The sequence below is a fragment of the Mesorhizobium sp. M1A.F.Ca.IN.020.06.1.1 genome, assembly GCF_004023265.1.
GTDB lineage: Bacteria > Pseudomonadota > Alphaproteobacteria > Rhizobiales > Rhizobiaceae > Mesorhizobium.
Genome location: NZ_RZSR01001108.1, coordinates 1 through 1789 on the forward strand (window position 1 = coordinate 1; position 1789 = coordinate 1789).

General features: G+C 60.3%; 2 protein-coding genes. Both read left to right on the plus strand.

Annotated elements, in window-relative coordinates:
* The first annotated feature begins 792 nt into the window (after positions 1–792).
* On the plus strand, positions 793–1110 hold the full coding sequence (locus EOA60_RS31455; protein ID WP_095826372.1) for a hypothetical protein: 318 nt from the start codon (positions 793–795) through the stop codon (positions 1108–1110).
* Between the two features lie 92 nt (positions 1111–1202).
* On the plus strand, positions 1203–1789 hold a 587-nt coding region (locus EOA60_RS31460; RefSeq protein WP_128312509.1), incomplete at its 3' end, for a DUF4347 domain-containing protein.

Below are 1789 nucleotides of genomic sequence, written 5' to 3' on the forward strand. Positions count from 1 at the left end.
GGTTAAGTTATGGATTTCCAAAATATTTTCTAGAGTTGCGGTCTGTAATATTTCCTGACCTAATACTTTAGAGGTAGGCCGGTTTAGTCGCTTCCATAGTTTACAGATCGCTAATTTTCAAATTTACTAATTTGCTGCTGTGAGGGGGGGCCCACAGGTCGTGGGTAGCTGGCAGTCTGCGGAAGTCGTAGGGGAGTCAAGCCAGAGGGTTCCGGAGTAGCAAGGCCAAAGTCGCGGACGACTAAGGCACGTGCGTTAGTGAGCGCGCGGCCGAGTGAGCGTTTGTCTTTTTTGTTCGGGTCGAACAGGTTTTTCCACTCCGGAGCTCTCTCGCGAGTTTTCGCCAAGAGATCGGCGTCGGCTGTGACGGGAGTGGATCGTGTATCACGTGATATCACGTGCGTTTCCCAGGGAGTTTGAAGCCCGCCGCTTCGACAAACTTCAAACCTATCCGCAACTGAGCGCCGCAGGCCGTGCCCATCTATGCGCCGGCGGGAAATTTGTTGCTGCAAGGTGCGGCGGATTGCTCCCGTGCCCCGCATCCAAACCAAATCTCAACAGAGCTGTTCAAACCGAGTGCCGTCGGAAAACGGCGCCGTCTGCGACTTCCTGCCCGCCGATCGGACCGGGAGTCGTCTGGAGCAAAGGCTGCAGCCCATCACGTCTTCGCGCGCGAGCTTTCGCGCGAGTTTGCGGCCAAGCCCGTCGGATCGGGGGCGGTACTGCGGTGATTGAAAATCAAGTGTCAAGCAGGAGAAGCCGCGGCACCAGCCGCCGCTAATCGGGGAGTGCATGATGACCTACGCAACTTCGTCTACTGCAATGGACGTGACCGTTAGGGGCGTTTTGCCCATCGGCGACGCGACCGAGCATATAACCTATTTCATTCTGGATGCCGCCAAGAACGCGATCGTCGGCCAGGTCATTCTTCCCGCCGCCGTCAAGCGAAGCCACGCTGTCGCAATAACCGTGAAGGTTCCGAGCACCGCCGGCTCTCTCGCGATCGGGACATTTGACGATGGCGGGAATTTCCAAGCCTCCGGTTTCCTCCGCGTGGAGGCCCCCCTCGTTGGCCGCCCAAGCGGCGCCGTCGGGCCGTCCGGAAGATGACCGCGGCCAAGCGCAATTTCCGCGCCGCTCGCCGACTAAGCCGGTGGGCGGTTTCCCTTTTGAAATGAATTGGACGCGAACAGGAGCCAGTCATGGCCCGTGCCTCTGAAATTCTCTTTGTGGATCCTTCGATCTCCGATCTCGAGACTGTTCTGAGCAACGTCCGGCCGGGGATCGAGGCCATCCTGGTCGATGGCCGTCAAGCGCCGGCGGCGCAGATGGCTGCGGCGCTGAGAGGGCACGAAGAACTGCACGCGGTCCACATCATCGCGCACGGCGCACCTGGTCGGGTTGTTTTCGCTTCAGGAGAATGGTCGGTCGGGACGTTGAAGGGGGCGGCTGAGGAATTCGCCGCGATCGGCAGGGCGCTCGCTGCGGACGGCGAACTGCGGCTATGGAGCTGCGAGACGGCTCGAGGAAACGCAGGCGATGCGTTCGTCGACGCTTTGGAAGCGGCCGTCGGCGTGGATGTCTGCGCGTCCAGTTCGCTTGTCGGTGCGGCAGTCCTGGGCGGTGCGTGGGAACTACCCGCACGTGCGGGCGCGTCGGCGCCCCTGCCGCCGCTGACTCCAGTTGGCGTAGCAAGTTACATCGGGGTGCTTGCAGCGGCCGATCTCACACTCACCGGGGACATAACTGCTGGCGGCAGCTCTTCGGCTGTTAACACATACTATATAGT

Bases quoted from the DNA above. Each gene is read 5' to 3' on its own strand.
- EOA60_RS31455 (WP_095826372.1), top strand. From the start codon at position 793: ATGATGACCTACGCAACTTCGTCTACTGCAATGGACGTGACCGTTAGG.